The following is an 18,962-nucleotide window of genomic DNA, read 5'->3' as shown; positions in this document are numbered from 1 at the left end:
GGTCCCCGGGAACAGTCAGCGCCGGGTCGCGCTGGCGCTGTCGATGATGCCGCCGCCCAGGCACACGTCGCCGTCATACAGCACGGCCGACTGTCCCGGCGTCACGGCCCACTGCGGCTCCGCGAAATCGAGCGTGAACCGGTCCATGCCCTGCGGCGCCACGCTGCAGGCCACATCGTGCTGGCGGTAGCGCGTCTTGGCCGACAGCGCGCGCGCCTCCGGCGGCACGCCGGCGATCCAGCTGGCCTGGCCCGCTTCCAGCTGCGGCGACAGCAGCCACGGATGGTCGTGGCCCTGCACGATGTACAGCGTGTTGTTCTCGACGTCCTTGCGCGCCACGTACCAGGCGTCGCTGGTGCCGTCCGGGTTCTTGTACGATTTCAGGCCGCCGATGCCGATACCCTTGCGCTGGCCCAGCGTGTAGAACGACAGGCCCACGTGCTCGCCCACGGTCTTGCCGTCGTCCGTCTTGATCGGACCCGGCTTGTACGAGAGGTAGCGGTTGAGGAAGTCGCGGAACGGCCGCTCGCCGATAAAGCAGATGCCGGTCGAATCCTTCTTGGCCGCATTCGGCAGGGCGAGCTTTTCGGCGATCTTGCGCACTTCGGTCTTCGGGATCTCGCCCAGCGGGAACAGCGTGCGCGACAGCTGCGCCTGGTTCAGCCGGTGCAGGAAGTAGCTCTGGTCCTTGGTGTGGTCCACCGCCTTGAGCAGTTCGAAGCGGCCGGCGTTCTCGCGCACCCGCGCGTAGTGGCCGGTCGCGATCAGGTCCGCGCCCAGCTTCATCGCGTGGTCGAGGAAAGCCTTGAACTTGATCTCGGCGTTGCACAGGACATCCGGATTCGGGGTGCGCCCGGCCTGGTACTCGCGCAGGAACTCCGCGAACACGCGGTCCTTGTACTCGGCGGCGAAGTTGACCGCCTCGATGTCCACGCCCACCACGTCGGCCACGCTGGCCGCGTCGATCCAGTCCTGGCGCGTGGAGCAGTATTCGGAATCGTCGTCGTCTTCCCAGTTCTTCATGAACAGGCCCACCACCTCGTAGCCCTGTTCCTTCAGCAGCCATGCCGACACCGAGGAGTCCACGCCACCGGACATGCCGATCACGACTTTTTTCTTGCTCATGCTTGGTTTGATCCTTTAAGCGGCAGCCTTGCCGTTGCCATTGCCATTGCCGTACACGGAATCGTGCGTGTGCACGATATCGAGCGGCGCGCGCTGGCCGCGCAGGTAGTCGTCGATACACTGCAGCAGCAGCGGGCTGCGGTGGCGCTCCTGGCAGGCTGCGATTTCTTCGCGCGTCATCCACATGGTGCGCAGGATGCCGTGGTCGAGCGGCCGGTCCGGATAGTGCGCGCCGACCTCGCCGCAGAATGCGAAACGCAGGTAGGTCACGTCCTCCTTGCGGCGCAAGGAATGGTAGGTCGACATGTACATGCCGACCAGCGCGGTCGGCTTGAAGTCATGCGCAGTCTCTTCCAGCACTTCGCGCGTGACCGCTTCCGGCAGCGATTCGAAGGGGTCGAGGTGGCCGGCAGGCTGGTTCAGGCGTACGCCGTCGCTGGTCTCTTCTTCGATCAGCAGAAAGCGTCCGTCGCGCTCGATGACCGCTGCGACGGTGACGTTGGGTTTCCAGGTGTGCGGCATGCGCGTCCTTTTTAATGAGCCGACATTCTACATGGGGCAGGGTAATACTGCTGGCGCAACGCTTGCCGATAATTGTCTTTTTGGCATGAAATTGCGCGCCGCGCATTCTACCGCACCCGCGCGGCGGGGGAGCGCGCAATTCAACTTGCGGACGCCCCGAGGCAGCGCCGCATCAGGCAAATTCCGTATTTGCATATTTCTTGACAATCTTTCATATCGATAAGCTGCGGTCATGCCAATGTTGTAAGATGACCCGAAGTCAATTGTAAGGAGGCAACTCATGAAGATTGGTATCCCGGCCGAGACCCGGCCGGGCGAAACCCGCGTTGCGGCAACGCCCGAAACGGTCAAGAAGCTGGCCGCGAAGCACCAGGTGATCGTGCAATCCGGCGCCGGCCTGCATGCGTCCGTCCCGGACGAGGCCTACGCCGCAGCGGGCGCCAGCATCGGCAGCGCCGCCGACGCGTTCGGCGCCGACCTGGTGCTCAAGGTGCGCGCCCCGGATGCCGGCGAGCGCGCCCTGATGCGCAGCGGCGCCGTCCTGGTGGGCATGCTCAATCCCTTCGACAAGGAAAACACCGAAGCCATGGCGCAGGCGGGCATCCTCGCCTTCGCGCTGGAAGCGGTGCCCCGCATCACGCGCGCCCAGTCGATGGACGTGCTGTCCTCCCAGGCCAATATCGCCGGCTACAAGGCCGTGATGATCGCGGCGAACACCTACCAGCGTTTCATGCCGATGCTGATGACCGCCGCAGGTACGGTCAAGGCCGCGCGCGTGCTGATCATGGGCGTGGGCGTGGCCGGCCTGCAGGCGATCGCCACCGCCAAGCGCCTCGGCGCGGTGATCGAAGCGTCCGACGTGCGCCCGCCCGTCAAGGAGCAGGTCGAGTCGCTGGGTGCCAAGTTCATCGACGTTCCCTACCTGACCGACGAAGAGCGCGAGATCGCGCAGGGCGTGGGCGGCTATGCGCGCCCGATGCCGGCCGCATGGATGCAGCGCCAGGCCGAACTGGTGCACGAGCGCGCCAAGCTGGCCGACATCATCATCACCACCGCCCTGATCCCGGGCCGCAACGCGCCGATCCTGATCCCCGAAGACACGGTCAAGGCCATGAAGCCGGGCTCCGTGATCGTCGACCTGGCGGTGGAACAGGGCGGCAACTGCGCGCTGTCCGAGCTGGGCAAGACCGTCACCCGGCACGGCGTGCACATCGTGGGCGAACCGAACCTGGCCGCGCTGGTGGCGGCCGACGCCTCGGCGCTGTACGCGCGCAACGTGCTCGATTTCCTCAAGCTGATCATCGACAAGGACGACAAGCCGGGCGGCGCTCCGCTAGTGATCGACCGCGAAGAAGAGATCCTCAAGGCCACGCTGCTGTGCGCGGACGGCCAGGTACTGCGCAAATAACAAGGAGGACCACATGGAAGTCAGCGACACCATTACCAACCTGATCATCTTCGTGCTGGCGATCTACGTCGGCTACCACGTGGTGTGGACCGTCACGCCGGCGCTGCACACGCCGCTGATGGCCGTCACCAACGCGATCTCCGCGATCATCATCGTCGGCGCGATGCTGGCGGCGGGCCTTACCGAAGGCCTCACCGGCCAGGTCGCGGGCACCGTTGCGGTGGCGCTGGCTGCCGTCAACGTGTTCGGCGGCTTCCTCGTCACGCAGCGCATGCTCGAGATGTTCCGGAAGAAGGAACCGAAAGCCAAGGCGGGAGACAAGGCATGAACTACATCAGCATGAACCAGGTCACCCTGCTGTACCTGGTCGCATCGATCTGCTTCATCCAGGCGCTCAAGGGCCTGTCCTCGCCGGCCAATGCGCGCAAGGGCAATGCCTTCGGCATGATCGGCATGGCGATCGCGTTCGCCACCACGGTCGCGCTGATTGTCCGGCTCAAGGCCGAAGCGGCCGACGGCACCTTCGGCTACATGCTGGTGGCGCTCGGCACGCTGGTGGGCGGCGCGATCGGCGCCATGCTCGCCAGGCGGGTCGAGATGACCAAGATGCCCGAGCTGGTCGCAGCGATGCACTCGCTGATCGGCCTGGCGGCAGTGTGCATCGCGATCGCGGCGGTGTCCGAGCCGTGGGCCTTCAACATCGCCACGCGCGGCGACCCGCTGCCGGTGGGGAACCGCCTGGAGCTGTTCATCGGCACCTTCGTCGGGGCCGTGACCTTCTCCGGTTCGGTGATCGCATTCGGCAAGCTGTCGGGCAAATACAAGTTCCGCCTGTTCCAGGGCGCGCCGGTGCAGTTCGCGGGGCAGCACCTGATCAACCTCGCGATGGCGGTCGCCGTGATCTCGCTCGGCCTGGTGTTCACCTTCGATCCCGGCGTCGATCCGGCGTGGACGCCGTTCCTTGCGATGGCGGCGCTCTCGTTCGTGCTGGGCGTGCTGATCATCATTCCGATCGGCGGCGCGGACATGCCGGTGGTGGTATCGATGCTGAACTCCTACTCCGGCTGGGCCGCGGCGGGTATCGGCTTCTCGCTGAATAACTCGATGCTGATCATCGCAGGCTCGCTGGTCGGCTCGTCCGGCGCGATCCTCTCGTACATCATGTGCAAGGCGATGAACCGCTCGTTCTTCAACGTGATCCTGGGCGGCTTTGGCGGCGAACCGGCGGCGGCCGGCGCGGCGGGCAAGACCGAGCAGCGCCCGGTCAAGTCGGGCTCCGCGGACGATGCCGCCTTCATCATGTCGAACGCCGAGTCTGTGATCATCGTGCCGGGCTACGGCCTGGCGGTCGCGCGCGCACAGCATCCGCTCAAGGAGCTGGTGGAAAAGCTGACCGGGAAGGGCGTGAACGTGAAGTACGCGATCCACCCGGTGGCAGGGCGCATGCCGGGCCACATGAACGTGCTGCTGGCCGAGGCCGAGGTGCCGTACGAGCAGGTGTTCGAGATGGAGGACATCAATGCCGAATTCGGGCAGACCGACGTGGTGCTGGTGCTGGGCGCGAACGACGTCGTCAACCCGGCCGCCAAGGACCCGAAATCGCCGATCGCCGGCATGCCGATCCTGGAGGCCTACAAGGCCAAATCGATCATCGTGAACAAGCGCTCGATGGCGTCCGGCTATGCGGGCCTCGACAACGACCTGTTCTACCAGCCCAACACGATGATGGTCTTCGGCGACGCGAAAAAGGTCATCGAAGACATGGTCAAGGCCGTCGACTGAATCAGGGGACGGTCCCCGGCGGGACCGTCACCCGATTATTTGGTGCGCCTGGAGTCGTCCGCGGATGCCGGGCGCTACGCAGCCTCAACCCGGTTGCGCCCGCCATGCTTGGCCCGGTACAGCGCCTCGTCCGCCTTCGCCACGGTGGCATCGAATTCGCTATCGTCCATCGGCAGTTGCGCCAGTCCCGCGCTGAGCGTCACGCGCAGCACGTTCCCGCCCGGCGTCTCCACCTCGTGCGCCTGCACCGCCGCGCGAATGCGCTCGGCGACCCGCATCGCCTGCGCCACGGTCGCGCTGGGGAACAGCAGGCTGAATTCCTCGCCGCCCGTGCGCGCCACGACATCGCTGGCGCGCGCCGCCTTGCGGATCACCTCCGCCAATTCCTGCAGGACCTGGTCGCCCGCCGCGTGCCCGTAGCGGTCGTTGATCGATTTGAAGTGGTCGACATCGGCCACGCCCACCGTCACCGGCGCGCCGTCGCGGCGCGCACGCGCCATCGCCTGCCGCGCCTCGTTCTGGAACGCGCGCCGGTTCGGCAGCCCGGTCAGCATGTCGGTCAGCGCCTGGTGTTCCAGCTGTTCGAGGAGCTCGCGCTGTTTTGCTTCGAGCGCGCGGCGGGGACGCTGGTCTTCCATGAACGCGCCAAGGAAGCGCACGCCGTCCGTATCTCCCAGGTCGACAGCTTTCATACTGACCGGGATCATTTCGCCGCTGCGGTGCCGGACCATGAATTCGCGCACCCGTCCCAGCACGGAGGACTTGCGCCGGGCAGCGACGTAATGCTGCACGTAGCCATCGTGCTCCGCCACCAGCTCGGGATCGATCAGAAGGTTGAAGGACTGGCCGACCAGCTCACCGGACGGATAGCCGGTCAGCTGCGCCATCGCCGCATTGGCATAACGGATCGTGCTGTCCCCGTCGATGATCAGGACTGCGTCGAGCGATTCCTCGATCAGGGCGTTGATGGCAGGGAGGGGAAGGAGAGTAATCATCGCCCCCATATTTTACGTTGTTTGGGGTATGCTGCCGTCTTTTTCCGGCCCTTAAGCGTATGAAAACGATCACGATGTCCCACGCCTTGACCTGCCTGTTCGCCATCGCGATCGCCTGCGCAGCGCAAGCGCACCCCGCGGCGCCTACGGTCGACAGGGAGCAGCTGTTCGCCGACGCGCGTACGCTGTCGTCGCCGGCCTACGAAGGCCGCCGCACCGGCACGCCGGGTAACCGCAAGGCGCGGGAATACCTTGAGCAGCGACTGCGCGCGACCGGCATCGCTCCGCTCGGCGCATCGTTCGGCCAGCCGTTCTCGTTTACCCGCCGCGAAGGCAAGGAGGGCCAGAACGCCCGGCAGGTCGGCGCGGTAAACCTGGTCGGCCTGGTGCGCGGCACCAGGAACCCGGAACGCTACATTGTCCTGTCCGCGCACTACGACCACCTTGGCCTGCACAAGGGGAAGATCCACCCGGGCGCCGACGACAACGCCTCCGGCGTGGCCGTGGTGCTGGCGGCCGCGCGCTGGTTCCGCGCCAACCCACCGGAACACTCGATCGTGTTCGCGCTGTTCGACGGCGAGGAGATGGGGCTGCGGGGCGCGAAGCATTTCGTGTCCTCGATGCCCTTGAGGAGCGACACAGTGGTCGCGAACCTGAATTTCGACATGGTCGGCCGCAACGACAAGGGCGAGATCAACGTGGCTGGCACCAGCTATACGCCAGCGTTGCGCGCGGTGGTGGACCAGGCGGCGCAACGCAGCGGGCTGAAGGTCTCGTTCGGGCACGACCAGCCAAAGACGCTGACGCGCGTCGACGACTGGACCCAGAGCTCCGACCATGGCGCCTTCCACGACGCCGGCATTCCGTTCCTGTACTTTGGCGTGGAAGACCATGCGGACTACCATGGCCCGGGCGACACCTTCGAGAACCTGACACTGGAGTTCTTCCGCAAGGCTGCGCAGTTTGCGCTGGATACGGCGGTGACGCTGGATCGCAGCGCGGCACCCGCGCGCTAATCCCGCGGCGGGGCAGTCCCGCACCCGTTCAGGCGCGGCGGCCGAACATCATCAGTTCGGCCAGCAGCATGCGCGCGGGACGCGCCGCATCGAGCGCGCCGAGCGACAGGCCCAGTATGGCCTGGCTGGCACCCTGGCGCGCGAATGCGCGCGCCATCGCATCGGTCGCGGCGATGACGGTGTCGCGGTCGGCGCGCCGCTCTTCGGCGAAGCGGGCAAGCGCCTGCGGGCCGGGGCCGCGCGCCAGCAGCCGCGCCAGCACCGCCGCGTCGCGCAGGCCCAGGTTCAATCCCTGTCCGGCCACCGGGTGCAAGGTTTGCGCCGCGTTCCCTACCGCCGCGATGCGCGCGCTGCCCTCTGTCCCCGCGTTCAGGCCGAGCGGGAAGGCAACGCGCTTGCTGGCGCCGCTGAAGCTGCCCAGCCGCGTGCCGAACGCCTCGCCCAGCGCGGCCAGGAACGCAGCGTCGTCGAGCGCCGCAACCTGCTGCGCGCGATCCGGCGCCATGCACCAGACCAGGGCATATTGATGGCCATCGCTGCCGTCCTGCGGCAGCATCGCGAGCGGCCCTTCTTCGGTAAAGCGTTCGTATGCGCGGTTCGCCACCGGGCGCGTCGCCGTTACCCGCGCAATCACCGCCGTCTGGCCGTAGTCGCGCACGCGGCTGCGCCCGGCCTGCTCCCCGAACACGCCGCCTTCCGCCTGCACCACCACGCCTGCGCTGATCGTGCGGCCATCCTCCAGCGTGAGCTGCACGGCGCCGGGCTGTTCCTGCGCTGCGGTGACGCGCGCCGGGCGCAGTTCCGCGACGCCCGCGCGGCCGCAGGCTGCACCCAGCACGCGCACCAGGTCCCCGTACTGCGCCACATAGCCCAGCGCATCGAGCTGGTGCTCGCTGCGGTCCATCAGGCTGCGCCCGAAGTGCCCCCGCCGCGAGATGTGGATTTCATGGATCGGCGTGGCGGCGACCGGCCACGCGCCTGCCTGCTCCAGCAGCATGCGGCTGCCGTGCGAGATGGCGATCGAGCGCGGATCGCGCAGGGCCTGCTCGAGCGGCTTGGCGTCCAGCAGCGCGATGCGCGCGGGCGCCAGGCCGCGCCGCACCAGCAGGGCGGCGAGCGCCATGCCGACCGGGCCTGCGCCGCAGATCGCCACATCGTAGTCGTGAAGTTCGTTGCTCATCGTTGCATCAGGTGTTCAATGTCGGCGACCAGCTTGGGCGCGTCGGACAGCACGTCGCATGCGCCGGCCGTGACGAGCACGTCGTCCTCGATGCGGATGCCGATGTTCCAGTACTGCTCCGGCACGCCTTGCGCCGGGCGTACGTAGATGCCCGGTTCGACCGTCAGCACCATGCCCGGCGCCAGGGCGCGCGAGGGCCGGCCTTCCGCCTGCAGGTCGCGGTAGGAACCGCAGTCGTGCACGTCCATGCCCAGCCAGTGGCCGGTGCCATGCATGTAGAACTGCTGGTGGGCGCGCTCGGCGATGGCGTCGTCGGCGCTGGCGTGCGGCACCAGCTTCAGGTCGACCATGCCCTGCGCCAGTACGCGCAGCGCTGCGTCGTGCATGCCGCTGTAGGGGAGGCCCGGGCGCGCCTCGGCCATCGCGGCGGCCTGCGCCGCCAGCACCAGTTCGTACAGCGCCTGCTGCGGCGCGCTGAAGCGGCCGCTGGCCGGATAGGTGCGCGTGATGTCCGATGCGTAGCCATCCAGCTCGCAGCCTGCGTCGATCAGCACCAGGTCGCCGTCCGCCACCTGGCGCCGGTTCTGGTTGTAGTGCAGGATGCAGGCGTTGGGGCCGGAGGCGACGATCGGCGTGTAGGCCGGGGACTGGGCGCCGTTGCGGCGGAACTCGTACAGGAGCTCCGCCTCGATTTCGTATTCGCGCATGCCGGTACGCGTCGCGCGCATCGCGCGTTCGTGCGCGCGCGACGAGACCAGCGCCGCGCGGCGCATGAGCGCCTGCTCGGCGTCGTCCTTGATGAGGCGCATCTCGTCGAGCAGCACGCGCACGTTGTGCACGGTTTCCGGCGCGGTGACGCCGCTGCGCGCGCGCTGGCGCACCGCGTCCAGCCAGCGCGCGAGCTGTGCGTCGACCTGTGCGTGCTTCCCGCTGGCGTAATACAGCGCGCTGGCATCGGCCAGCAGGCCGGGCATGCGCGCATCCAGTTCACCGACCGCGTAGGCCTCGTCGAAGCCGAAGGCCTCGCGCGCGCCGTCCGGGCCATGGCGCAAGCCATCCCAGATCTCGCGCTCCGGATCGCGCGGGCGGCAGAACAGGATCGCCTTGCCCTGCGCGAGCACCAGCACCGCTTCCGGTTCGTCGAAGCCGGTCAGGTAGTAGAAATAGCTGTCGTGACGGTAGGGATATTCGCTGTCGCCGTTGCGCAGCGCCTCCGGTGCTGTGGGCACGATCGCGACGGCGCCCGGCTGCATCGCAGCGGCCAGGCGGGCCCGCCGTCCAGCGTAGCCGGGCATGGCGGTCATGCGGCGGGGGCCTTCGCCGCCAGCGGCGCGTTCAGTTCTTCCAGCTGGCCGACGGTGCCGACATTGACCCATTCGCCTTCATAGATCTCGCCGCCCACCTGGCCCAGGTCGATGTACTTGCGCATCAGCGGTCCGAAACGCACGTAGTCGCCCGGGGTGATCCCGTCGAACATCTCCGGACGGTACACGCCGATGCCGGCGAAATTCCATTTCGGGGAACCCTCGTTCGACAGCGCGTACATGTTCAGCGCAAAGTCGCCGTCCGGGTTGTGCCAGGGGTTCGGCGTCAGGTACAGCCAGGCGACGTCGCGCTTGTCCTTCGGGTACGGGTTGCCCCACATATCCTTGTCGTGCAGGACGTCCAGCACCTGGGTGTAGTCGAAGTAGGGGCAATAAATGTCGCCCGATACCGCGACGAAGGGCTGGTCGCCCAGCAGGTGCAACGCGTTGGCGATGCCGCCCGCGGTTTCCAGCGGCGCCGGCTCGTGCGAATAGGCGATGCGGGCGCCGAACTTGCTGCCGTCGCCCAGCTCCGCCTCGATCATGTGGCCGAGGTGCGAATGGTTAATCACGATCTCGGTGATCCCGGCGCGCACCAGCGACAGGATCTGCCAGACGATCAGGGGGCGTCCGCGCACCTTGAGCAGCGGCTTGGGGCAGGAGTCGGTCAGCGGGCGCATGCGCTCGCCGCGGCCTGCGGCAAAAATCATCGCTTTCATGTCGGCAGCCTCAGAACGTGTAGCCGACTTGCGGCGCCTTGTCTTCGAATTCGTCCATCAGTTTGATGAGCGGCTTGAGGACGGTGTAGCGGTTGGCGGTCTTGCGCACGTAATCGATCACGGTCGGCAGGTCGCCCAGGTAGTTCGGCTTGTTGTCGCGGTAGTTCAGGCGGCAGAAGATGCCGAGGATCTTCAGGTGGCGCTGCAGCGCCATGAATTCGAAGTCGCGGTAGAACGAATCGATGTCCGGATTGACCGGCAGGCCGACCTTCTTCGCGCTCTGCCAGTAGCGCACCACCCAGTCGAGCACCAGTTCCTCGTCCCATTGCACGTAGGCGTCGCGCAGCAGCGAGCCCAGGTCGTAGGTCACGGGGCCGAACACGGCGTCCTGGAAATCCAGCACGCCCGGGTTGCCGCGCTCGAGGAACATCAGGTTGCGCGAGTGGTAGTCGCGGTGCATGTAGACCTGCTGCTGCGACAGCACGTTGGCGCAGATCGCTTCGAACACGGCGTCCAGCGCAGCCTTCTGCTGCTCGTCCATCTGCACGCCCAGGTGGCGCTCGATGAACCATTCGGGGAACAGGTTCAGCTCGCGCATCACGAAGGCGCGGTCGAACTCGGGCAGCACGCCCGGCCGGGAAGCCAGCTGGAACTTGATCAGCGAGTCGACCGCGTCCGAGTACATGAAGGCGGCGTTGTCGATGTCGATGCGCTGCAGGTAGGTGGTGGTGCCCAGGTCGGACAGCAGCAGGAAGCCGCTCGGCACATCCTGCGCGACGATGGCCGGCACGGTCACGCCGGCCTCCAGCAACAGCCCCTGGACGTGCACGAAGGCCGGCACGTTCTCGCGTTCCGGCGGCGCGTCCATGGCGATCAGGGTGTCGCCCAGCCTGTCGCGCAGCTCGGGCAGGACGTCGAGCCGGAAATAGCGGCGGAAACTGGCGTCAGCCGACGCAGGGCGGCGGCTGGCGATATCGACCAGGCCAAGCGTGGAGAGCCAGGCGGTAAGTTGGTCGATGCGTGCGTCAGTGGGGGCGGGCGTACCGGAAGGGGAATGCGAAAAAGACATGAAGCGGAAGCCGGGAAAACCCGTGTTTGGTATCGATTCCCATATAATAAGGGATTCAATCTAAAAAATCGCCATTTATGGTGTTCCGCTTCGTCCAATGACCTGGTTTTCGGCTTCAAAGTACCCGACGCGCCGCGCATTCGCGCTCACTGCCATGGCCGCCGCCGTTGCGGGCAGCGTGCAGGCGCAGACGCGCACCGAACGGGCCGAGGACCCGGACGCCCCGGTGGTGGCATCGGCCGAGCAGGTCACCGGCCGCCCGGACCGCGAAGTCACGCTCACCGGCGACGTCGAAATCACCCGCGGCCTGACCCGCATGAAGGCCGATACCGCCTGCTACCTGGCGGTCGAGGACGAGGTGCGCGCGGCCGGCAACGTGCAAATGTGGCGCTACGGCGACCGCTACCGCGGCGAGGAGCTGCGCCTGAATCTCGATTCCGGCAAGGGCTATGTGATCCGCCCCCAATACTGGCTGGAACTGAACAACGCGCAGGGCCAGGCCACGCGCATGGACTTCCTGTCCGAGGACGTGGCCGTGGTCATCGACGGCACCTACAGCACCTGCGCCGGTCCCGATCCGGACTGGTACCTCAAGGCCGACACGCTGCGCCTCGACGCCGGCCGCGACGTCGGCATGGCGGCGCGCACGGTGGTGTACTTCAAGGGCGTGCCGATTATCGGCGCGCCAGCCCTGTCGTTCTCGCTGTCGGGCGCGCGCCGCTCCGGCTGGCTCCCGCCATCGGTAGGCCTGGGCTCGAAGGGCGACAGCGAGATCACGCTGCCTTACTACTTCAACATCGCGCCCAACCGCGACCTGACGCTGACGCCGCGCCTGATGGGCAACCGCGGCCTGATGGCGATGGCGCACGCGCGCTACCTGGGCGAGACCTACGCCGGCGAGACCCAGGTCGAGGTGCTGCCGGACGACAAGCAGACCAACACCAACCGCTGGCAGGTCAACTCGTTCCACTCGCAGCGGCTGGCGCCGAACTGGTCGTACGGCTGGAACGTGCGCGCCGCCTCCGACGACGAATACCCGAGCGACTTTTCCAAGTCGGTCAACAGCACGGCGGAACGCCAGCTGCTGCGCGAGCTGCGCACCGATTACGTCACCAAGTACTGGAGCCTGTCGGCGCGCGCGCAAGGCTACCAGGTGCTGCAGGACCCCGCCTCGCGCACCAATTCCGCGTTCACCGTGCCGCGCCCGTATGACCGCCTGCCGCAGGTGAACTTCCGCGCGGCGCGCTACGACGTGGCGGGCTTCGACTGGTCGGTCGACGCCGAAGCCACCCGCTTCGCGCACCCGACCCTGATCGAAGGCAACCGCGCGGTGGTCAACCCGCAGCTGTCCTACCCGATTGTCCGCTCCGGCTACTTCGTCACGCCCAAGCTGATGCTGCACGCGACCAAATACGACCTGGAGACGGAGTTCAACGGCGCGCGTTCGTATTCGCGCACGCTGCCAACCTTCTCGGTCGATTCCGGCATGGTGTTCGAGCGCCCGTCCACGCTGTTCGGTTCGGCCGTGACGCAGACGCTCGAGCCGCGCCTGTTCTACGTGTACACACCGTACAAGAACCAGGACAACCTGCCGAACTTCGATTCGGCGGAAACGGGCTTCAACTTCGCGCAGATCTTCACCGAGAACCGCTTCATCGGCCAGGACCGCATCAGCGACGCCAACCAGATGACGGTGGCGGTGGTGTCGCGCTATATCGAGGAATCCGGCGCCGAGCGCCTGCGCCTGGCGCTGGGCCAGCGCTTCTATTTCAAGGACCAGCGCGTCACGATCGACCGCTCGGCGCCGCGCAACGAATCGCGCTCCGACCTGCTGCTGTCGGCATCGGGCCGCATCACGCCGGAATGGAACTTCGACAGCGCAGTACAATACAATGCAAGCGCGAAGCAGACTTACACCTCGAACTACGGCGTGCAGTGGATGCCGGGCGAGAAGAAGGTGGTCAACGCCTCCTACCGCTACCTGCGCGACAGCTTCAAGAACGTGGACATTTCGTCACAATGGCCGATCGCGCAACGCTGGTATGGCGTGGGCCGGGTGAGTTATTCTCTGCGTGACCGCAAGCTGATCGAAGGGCTGGTCGGGCTCGAATACCGGGCCGACTGCTGGGTGTTCCGGATGGGAGCCCAGCGCTTCGTGACGGCGGCGCAGCAGACCTCGACCCCGGCGTTCTTCCAGCTTGAACTGAACGGACTGTCCAAGCTCGGCTTCGGCAGCCCGCTCGAGTCGTTCTACCGCAGCATCCCCGGCTACACGCGCCTGAACGATGGCACGTCGCGCTGACAATCCATTTATCCGAAAGAGTACTTTCAAGATTATGCGACACACCGGACTCCACCAAATCAGCCTTGCCGCCGCGCTGCTGTGCGCCCTGACCGCTGGCACGGCCAACGCGCAATCGGCGGCGCCGGCCGCGCCGGCCAAGCCCGCGGCGCCGACCGGCTTCCTGCCGCCGGCATCGTCCTCGGCAAATGTGATCGACTCGATCGCGGTGGTGGTTAACGACGAAGTGATCACCCGTAACGAGCTGGCCGGACGCGTGCGCGACATCGAAAACCGCATGCGCGCGGCCAACGCGCCGATGCCGGACCGCGAGGACCTGGAACGCCAGGTCACCGAACGCATGATCGTCGAGCGCGCGCAGCTGCAGCTGGCGGCCGAATACGGCGTCAAGATCAGCGACATCGAGCTCGACCGCGCGATCGTCCGCATCGCCGAAGGCCAGAAGATGTCGGTGCAGGAGCTGCGCAATGCGATGGAAAAGGACGGCATGCCGTTCGCGACCTTCCGCGAAGAGATCCGCAAGGAGATCATCCTGACCCGCCTGCGCGAGCATGAAGTCGACGCCAAGATCCAGGTGTCGGACGCGGAAGTGGACACCTTCATGGCGGGCGAGCAGGCCGCCGCGGCGCAGAACGTGGAACTGAACATCGCGCAGATCCTGGTGCGCATCCCCGACAACGCCTCGCCGGAGCAGATCGCGGCCCGCCGCGCGCGCGCCGACGAAGTCATGCGCCAGCTGCGCACCGGCGCCGACTTCGCCCGCGTGGCGGCGACCTTCTCCGACTCGCCCGACGCGCTGCAGGGCGGCGCGGTCGGCTGGCGTCCGGCCAACGGCCTGCCGCCGGTGATCGGCGAGGCGCTGCTCAAGCTGAACGCGGGCCAGGTGACGGAGCCGATCCGCAGCTCGACCGGCTTCCACATCCTCAAGCTGGTCGACAAGCGCACCCAGGCCAAGCAGGACGATGCGCCAGTGGTGCAGCAGACCCGCGCGCGCCACATCCTGCTCAAGATCACGCCGACCATGTCGGAAGCGGAAGCGCAGAAAAAGCTCACCGAACTGAAAGCCCAGGTGGACAGCAAGTCCGCAAAGTTCGAGGACCTGGCTCGCCAGCACTCGAACGACGCCTCGGCGGCCAAAGGCGGCGACCTGGGCTGGCTGTACCCGGGCGATACGATGCCGGAATTCGAGAACGTGATGAACGCGCTCAAGCCGGGCGAAGTGTCGGGCATCGTCAAGACTCCGCTGGGCCTGCACCTGATCGAAGTGGTCGAGCGCAAGGCCGACGACCAGGCCAAGGAACGCAAGCGCCAGGAGGCGCGCCAGGCCCTGTTCGCCCGCAAGCAGCAGGAAGCGCTGGAAGACTGGGAGCGCCAGGTGCGCGACCGCGCCTACGTCGAGTTCCGCGAACAAGGCTGACCCCATGCCAGCACCCAGGCCGGCGATCGCGATCACCACGGGAGAGCCGGCCGGGATCGGCCCGGAAATCTCGATCCGCGCCGCGTGGGCGCTGCGCCACGAAGCGAACTGCATCCTGCTTGGCGACAGCGCGCTGCTGGCGCTGACCGCCGCGCAGATCGATCCCGCGATCCGCCTGTCCGCCCTGTCCCTGCAGGCCGTCCGCAACGGAGGGCTGCCGTCCTTCGGGCCTGAGCGCCTCACCGTGATCGACGTGCCGCTGGAAGTGCCGGTGCGCCCGGGCGTGCTCGATGCGGCCAACGGACGCGCGGTGCTCGCCACCCTCGACCTGGCGCTGGAAGGCATCGGGCGCGGCTGGTTCGACGCGATGGCCACGGCGCCGCTCCAGAAAAGCACGATCAACGATGCCGGCGTCGCGTTCTCCGGCCACACCGAATACCTCGCCGAGAAGACCGGCACCGCGCAGGTCGTGATGATGCTGGCCGGCCCGCTGCCCGGCGGCCATCCGCTGCGCGTGGCGCTGGCCACCACCCACCTGCCGCTGCGCGAGGTCGCCGGCGCGATCACGCAGGACGGGCTGGCGCGGGTGCTCGACATCATCGACCACGACCTGCGCCGCCGCTTCGGCATAAATTCGCCGCGCATCCTGGTCGCCGGACTGAACCCGCACGCGGGCGAGGGCGGCTATCTTGGGCGCGAGGAGATCGATACCATCACGCCGGCCCTGGAAGCGGCGCGCGCCCGCGGCATCGACGCGCGCGGCCCGTACCCGGCCGATACGCTGTTCCAGCCCAAGTACCTCGAGGACGCGGACTGCGTGCTGGCGATGTACCACGACCAGGGCCTTCCGGTCCTCAAGCACGCGACCTTCGGCCGCGGCGTCAACATCACGCTCGGCTTGCCGCTGGTGCGCACCTCGGTCGACCACGGCACCGCGCTCGACATCGCGGCGCGCGGCACCGGCATCGCGGACAGCGCCAGCATGGAGCAGGCGGTGCGCACCGCGCTGGCCATGGCGCGCGCTTCCGCCGGCCAATCACAGACAACGGAAACATGAAACACATCGCACGCAAACGCTTCGGCCAGAACTTCCTCACCGACGACCACGTCCTGAACAACATCATCGACGCGATCGGCCCGCGCCAGGACGACACGATGGTCGAGATCGGCCCCGGCCTGGCGGCGATGACCAAACTTCTGCTCAAGCAGCTGTCGCACATGCACGTGGTGGAGCTGGACCGCGACCTGGTCGCGCGCCTGGAAAAGCAGTTCCCGCGCGAGAAGCTGACCGTGCATTCGGGCGACGCGCTCAAGTTCGACTTCGGTTCGATCCCGGTCCCGGAAGGGAAGAAGCTGCGCGTGGTCGGCAACCTGCCGTACAACATCTCGAGCCCGCTGCTGTTCCATCTCGCGGAGTATGCGGACGCGATCGAGGACCAGCATTTCATGCTGCAGAAGGAAGTGGTCGAGCGCATGGTGGCCGAGCCGGGCACCAAGGCCTATGGCCGCCTGTCGGTGATGCTGCAATGGCGCTATGACATGGCGCTGCTGTTCATCGTGCCGCCGGAAGCATTCGACCCGCCGCCCAAAGTCGATTCGGCGATCGTGCGCATGGTGCCGACGCGCCGCAAGCTGGCCTGCGACGGCGCCCGGCTGGAGCAGGTGGTGCAAAAGGCGTTCTCGCAGCGCCGCAAGGTAATCCGCAACTGCGTGGCCGGCATGTTCACCGAGGCGCAACTGGTGGAAGCCGGCATCGACCCGCAGGCGCGGCCCGAGGCGGTCAGCCTCGAACAGTACGTCGCGCTCGCCAACCTTCCTTAAGATTCAGGGCCTGCCCCGCGGGGCAGGACAAAAAAAAGCCCACCAGGCGGTGGGCTTGAATCCAATTCTTTCTGAGGAGAGTTGGAGGAGACAGGTGCAGTATGCTGCGATACAGCATATTCGTCCAATTTATATTTGGAATACCCCCTATGCTCCGTATTTATATCTCATCAATCAGGTCGCCGGGACGCAGGTGACCGCGACATTGGTGACATTCGCCTGGCCCATGGTGCCCACGCCGTTCGCCACCGTGCAGCGCAAGCCGGTCGGGTTGGTCAGTACCGTGACGCCGTAGGTGGCACCATCTTCGACCTTGTCCGGGAACGAGAAGCTGGTCGTGTTCTTTGGCAGCGTCGCCGAGCTGGCACTGCCGTTGACGAGCACCAGGCCATCGGCCGTCAGGCCGCTCACCGTGCCGCCCACGGTATACGCGTTCTGTATGCAATCGACGAAGATGTTCATGTTGGCCATCTGGCCGGCGGTGCCCGTGCCGCGGTACACGGTGCAGGTCTGGTGCGGCGGCTGGGTCAGTGCGGTCACCTTGTAGGTGCTGCCGTACTCGATCGCGGTCGGGAACGAGAACGAGGTGGCGTGCGCTGCGGGCATCACGGTTTCGCCATTGTTCGACAGGACCAGGCCGTTGTTGCGCAGGCCGGCGATGGTGCCGCTGACGGTGAACTCTTCCGTGCCGCCGCAAGCTGCCAGGGCCAGCAACAGCGCGCCGGCGGCGCCGGCGCGTACAAAATTAAACTTCATCGAAATTCTCTCTGTAAAAAATGGCTTATTGGCAGGTGATATGGACCGCGTTCAGCTTGTCCGTCGAGCCCATCACGCCGGTCGCCGCACCGCTGGTGACCGCGCATTGCTGGCCGGCCGGCTGGGTAAAGATGATCAGGCCGTAGGCGCCGCCGTCCGCGACCTTGGTCGGCATCGTGAAGGTGGTCGCGCCCGGTGCAACGTTCAGCTTGTCGGCGCCGTTGATGAGGACCATGCCGGTGCCGGTCAGGCCGGAGATGGTGCCGCCCAGCTGGTACGAATTGGTCACGCAACGGATCTCGACCGATTCGATGCTGTAAGAACCGGTGCGGCCGCGGTTGAAGTGCGGCGTGCACACCGCGCCGTTCGGCTGGGTCTTGATCTGGACGTCGAAGGACTCGTCGTTGTCGAGCCGCTTGTCGAAAACGAATGCCTGTGCGAAGGCCGGGATCGTCTTGGTGTCGCCGTTGCCACGGTTCTCCAGCACCAATCCTTCCTTGGTCAGCCCGGAAATCGAGCCCGCCAGGTACAGGTCGCCGTCACCGCTTCCGCCACAGGCGGCGAGGGCAAGCGCGGCGCAGAAGGCCGCGGCCAGGCGGGAAGGCTGGGTGAAGCTTTTCATAATCTCTCCAAAACGCTACAGATGGCAAATGGTCGTCATTTTAGTTCATTTGCATTCAGAAAAACTGCTTTTGCTGTGACGGCTTGTAACAATGACAGCGCCGGATGGAAGGCGGGCGGCTGCTGCCGGGCGGCGCATTTGATTTTGCCGGCGCACGCCGCTATGCTGGCCGATCCAACCTTCCGCCCGCTCCCATGACTGCTCGCCGACCCTGGCCCAAGGCCATCCTGTTCGACCTCGACGATACGTTGTGGCCGATCGAGCCGGCGATCGCGCAGGCCGAGCAGCGCCTGTACGCCTGGCTGGAAGAGCATGCGCCCGCAGTGGCCCGGCGCCACACCATCGAATCGCTGCGCGCGGCGCGCATGGCATTGCTGGAACGGGAGCCCCATTTCCATCTCAACCTGGCTGAGCTGCGCCGCGCCGGCCTGACCGCGGCGTTCGCCGAGGCGGGCGAAGACCACGCCAAGGTGGAGCTTGCGATGGCGGAGTTCATTGCCGGCCGCAACGCAGTGGTGCCCTATGACGACGTGGCGCAGGGCCTGGACCGCCTGCGCGGGCGCCTGCTGGTGGGCACCATCAGCAACGGCACCGCCGACCTGGAAGCGATCGGACTGTCGCACCACTTCAAAGTGTCGGTGGCCGCGCACCAGCTGGGCTGCCTGAAGCCGGACGCGGCGATCTTCCATGCCGCCTGCCGCGAGCTGGGCGTCGACCCGGCGGACGCCGTCTATGTCGGCAACGATGTGTTGCTCGACGTGCAAGGTGCGCAGCGCGCCGGCATGCGCGCCGTCTGGCTCAACCGCACCGGCAGCCGGGCGCACCTGGAGCACGAGGTGGTGCCGGACGCCATCGTGGCCGATTTCGACGAATTGCTCGACTGGCTGCAACGCGAGCACGACTGATCTGCATCAAACGCCGGGC

At 66.7% G+C, this 18,962-nt stretch carries 18 protein-coding genes; 9 read left to right on the top strand and 9 right to left on the bottom strand.

What is annotated here, in order from left to right; all coding sequences use genetic code 11:
* Positions 1-15: 15 nt before the first annotated feature.
* Both mnmA and ACFSQR_RS11305 read right to left on the bottom strand, forming a co-directional pair.
* Positions 16-1,125: a tRNA 2-thiouridine(34) synthase MnmA gene (gene mnmA / locus ACFSQR_RS11310; protein WP_377729878.1), complete on the bottom strand. Its 1,110-nt coding sequence runs from the start codon at positions 1,123-1,125 to the stop codon at positions 16-18.
* A 15-nt stretch (positions 1,126-1,140) separates the two neighbouring features.
* Entirely contained in the window at positions 1,141-1,647 is a 507-nt protein-coding gene (locus tag ACFSQR_RS11305) for an NUDIX hydrolase (RefSeq protein ID WP_377729877.1), read from the bottom strand.
* A 280-nt stretch (positions 1,648-1,927) separates the two neighbouring features.
* Here ACFSQR_RS11305 and ACFSQR_RS11300 point away from each other — a divergent pair, with 280 nt between their 5' ends.
* From ACFSQR_RS11300 to ACFSQR_RS11290, 3 genes are read left to right on the top strand one after another with little or no spacing between them, the layout of a single operon-like run.
* Positions 1,928-3,055: a Re/Si-specific NAD(P)(+) transhydrogenase subunit alpha gene (locus tag ACFSQR_RS11300; RefSeq protein ID WP_377729876.1), complete on the top strand. Its 1,128-nt coding sequence runs from the start codon at positions 1,928-1,930 to the stop codon at positions 3,053-3,055.
* Positions 3,056-3,068: 13 nt separating this feature from the next.
* Positions 3,069-3,383, top strand: coding sequence for an NAD(P) transhydrogenase subunit alpha (locus tag ACFSQR_RS11295; protein ID WP_377729875.1), 315 nt, complete (start codon positions 3,069-3,071; stop codon positions 3,381-3,383).
* The gene (locus ACFSQR_RS11290) at positions 3,380-4,837 is read left to right on the top strand and encodes an NAD(P)(+) transhydrogenase (Re/Si-specific) subunit beta (protein ID WP_377729874.1); all 1,458 of its coding nucleotides are present in this window, start codon (positions 3,380-3,382) and stop codon (positions 4,835-4,837) included. Before ACFSQR_RS11295 ends, ACFSQR_RS11290 begins: the two co-directional genes overlap by 4 nt.
* Positions 4,838-4,911: 74 nt before the next feature.
* On the opposite strand, the gene ACFSQR_RS11285 is transcribed toward ACFSQR_RS11290, so the two are convergent.
* Positions 4,912-5,832, bottom strand: coding sequence for a GGDEF domain-containing protein (locus tag ACFSQR_RS11285; RefSeq protein WP_377729873.1), 921 nt, complete (start codon positions 5,830-5,832; stop codon positions 4,912-4,914).
* 74 nt (positions 5,833-5,906) lie between these two features.
* On the opposite strand from ACFSQR_RS11285, the gene ACFSQR_RS11280 reads away from it, so the two are divergent.
* Positions 5,907-6,848, top strand: a complete 942-nt coding sequence (locus ACFSQR_RS11280) for a M20/M25/M40 family metallo-hydrolase (RefSeq protein WP_377729872.1) — start codon at positions 5,907-5,909, stop codon at positions 6,846-6,848.
* Positions 6,849-6,876: 28 nt separating this feature from the next.
* On the opposite strand, the gene ACFSQR_RS11275 is transcribed toward ACFSQR_RS11280, so the two are convergent.
* The 4 genes from ACFSQR_RS11275 to ACFSQR_RS11260 are packed head-to-tail and all read right to left on the bottom strand — an operon-like array spanning position 6,877 to position 11,120.
* Complete coding sequence (locus tag ACFSQR_RS11275; RefSeq protein WP_377729871.1) at positions 6,877-8,028, bottom strand: UbiH/UbiF/VisC/COQ6 family ubiquinone biosynthesis hydroxylase; 1,152 nt, start codon at positions 8,026-8,028, stop codon at positions 6,877-6,879.
* Positions 8,025-9,332 carry an aminopeptidase P N-terminal domain-containing protein gene (locus ACFSQR_RS11270; RefSeq protein ID WP_377729870.1) on the bottom strand — a complete coding sequence of 436 codons (1,308 nt, stop codon included), beginning with the start codon at positions 9,330-9,332 and terminating at the stop codon, positions 8,025-8,027. The genes ACFSQR_RS11275 and ACFSQR_RS11270 overlap by 4 nt, the downstream gene beginning before the upstream one ends.
* Positions 9,329-10,051: an N-acetylmuramate alpha-1-phosphate uridylyltransferase MurU gene (gene murU / locus ACFSQR_RS11265; RefSeq protein WP_377729869.1), complete on the bottom strand. Its 723-nt coding sequence runs from the start codon at positions 10,049-10,051 to the stop codon at positions 9,329-9,331. Before murU ends, ACFSQR_RS11270 begins: the two co-directional genes overlap by 4 nt.
* 10 nt (positions 10,052-10,061) lie before the next feature.
* Entirely contained in the window at positions 10,062-11,120 is a 1,059-nt protein-coding gene (locus ACFSQR_RS11260) for an aminoglycoside phosphotransferase family protein (protein WP_377729868.1), read from the bottom strand.
* Between the two features lie 97 nt (positions 11,121-11,217).
* On the opposite strand from ACFSQR_RS11260, the gene ACFSQR_RS11255 reads away from it, so the two are divergent.
* Genes ACFSQR_RS11255 through rsmA form a run of 4 tightly spaced genes read left to right on the top strand, consistent with a single transcriptional unit; the run spans position 11,218 to position 16,660 of the window.
* Entirely contained in the window at positions 11,218-13,422 is a 2,205-nt protein-coding gene (locus tag ACFSQR_RS11255; protein WP_377729867.1) for an LPS-assembly protein LptD, read from the top strand.
* Positions 13,423-13,456: 34 nt separating this feature from the next.
* The gene (locus tag ACFSQR_RS11250; RefSeq protein ID WP_377729866.1) at positions 13,457-14,839 is read left to right on the top strand and encodes a peptidylprolyl isomerase; all 1,383 of its coding nucleotides are present in this window, start codon (positions 13,457-13,459) and stop codon (positions 14,837-14,839) included.
* A 4-nt stretch (positions 14,840-14,843) separates the two neighbouring features.
* Entirely contained in the window at positions 14,844-15,896 is a 1,053-nt protein-coding gene (gene pdxA / locus ACFSQR_RS11245; protein ID WP_377729865.1) for a 4-hydroxythreonine-4-phosphate dehydrogenase PdxA, read from the top strand.
* On the top strand, positions 15,893-16,660 hold the full coding sequence (gene rsmA / locus ACFSQR_RS11240; protein ID WP_377729864.1) for a 16S rRNA (adenine(1518)-N(6)/adenine(1519)-N(6))-dimethyltransferase RsmA: 768 nt from the start codon (positions 15,893-15,895) through the stop codon (positions 16,658-16,660). Before pdxA ends, rsmA begins: the two co-directional genes overlap by 4 nt.
* Positions 16,661-16,834: 174 nt before the next feature.
* Here rsmA and ACFSQR_RS11235 read toward each other — a convergent pair whose 3' ends face one another.
* Both ACFSQR_RS11235 and ACFSQR_RS11230 read right to left on the bottom strand, forming a co-directional pair.
* Positions 16,835-17,416: a hypothetical protein gene (locus ACFSQR_RS11235; RefSeq protein WP_377729863.1), complete on the bottom strand. Its 582-nt coding sequence runs from the start codon at positions 17,414-17,416 to the stop codon at positions 16,835-16,837.
* A 25-nt stretch (positions 17,417-17,441) separates the two neighbouring features.
* Positions 17,442-18,038: a hypothetical protein gene (locus ACFSQR_RS11230; RefSeq protein ID WP_377729862.1), complete on the bottom strand. Its 597-nt coding sequence runs from the start codon at positions 18,036-18,038 to the stop codon at positions 17,442-17,444.
* Between the two features lie 194 nt (positions 18,039-18,232).
* Between ACFSQR_RS11230 and ACFSQR_RS11225 the strand changes: the two genes are divergently transcribed.
* Positions 18,233-18,943 carry an HAD family hydrolase gene (locus ACFSQR_RS11225; RefSeq protein WP_377729861.1) on the top strand — a complete coding sequence of 237 codons (711 nt, stop codon included), beginning with the start codon at positions 18,233-18,235 and terminating at the stop codon, positions 18,941-18,943.
* Positions 18,944-18,962: the final 19 nt, after the last annotated feature.

Source organism: Pseudoduganella sp. GCM10020061, from assembly GCF_042683405.1.
Taxonomy (GTDB): domain Bacteria; phylum Pseudomonadota; class Gammaproteobacteria; order Burkholderiales; family Burkholderiaceae_D; genus Telluria.
Note: the sequence above shows the minus strand (reverse complement) of the source record. Positions and strands in the feature narration are given on the sequence as shown.